Annotated in this window: 1 protein-coding gene; it reads right to left on the bottom strand. The window is 46.1% G+C overall.

The genetic code is table 11. The annotated features are described in order from the left end of the window. Positions 1 to 100: 100 nt before the first annotated feature. Positions 101 to 700 (bottom strand): cytochrome c1 (locus tag ACTHUR_RS14305; protein WP_440399225.1); only part of this gene is annotated, 600 nt, incomplete at its 5' end.

The following is a 700-nucleotide window of genomic DNA, read 5'->3' on the forward strand; positions in this document are numbered from 1 at the left end:
ATATTAAGTAATTTCAAAATTTACATTATTCCCGCATAAACCAATTTCACAAACAAAAAAGGCAAACCTGAAACAGGTTTGCCTTTTTGATTCAAAAGAATTAGTGAACGTCTTTCCAGAATTCTTTTTTCAGGAAGTAAGCCAATGGCAGCATTACCGCAAACAGGAATGCCAGAACCATGTAGCCGATGCGGTGGCGTTGCAACTGAGCAGGCTCGCCCATGTACACCAAGTAGTTCACCAAGTCGCGCACATAAGTATCGTACTCTTTTTGGATCACTTTACCGTTAGGCAGGCGACGGCTGTGCAGACCGGTAGATTCCCAATACAGCTTAGGAGTCAGGTTGCCATGCTCGTCTTTAATCATAACGGGCTGACCTTTAGCATCCAACTCAACAGCTTGAATACCTTGTTGCTCCCACAATGGGTGAGGCATACTCGCTCCGGCCAAAACAGTATTGTTCCAACCGGTTGGACGAGTTGGGTCTTTATAGAAGCCGCGCATATAGGCGTACAGGTAGTCTGCACCTTTAGAACGCGCAATCAGGGTCAAATCCGGAGGAGGCGCACCCAACCATTTTGAGGCATCTTTCGGATCCATTGCCGCTACCATGACGTCACCAACGTTGTCTGTTGTGAACATCAGATTTTTCTTGATTTCATCTGCAGTCAAACCAATATCTTCCGGACGGTTGAAGCG

The organism is Neisseria sp. P0021.S007, from assembly GCF_051956855.1.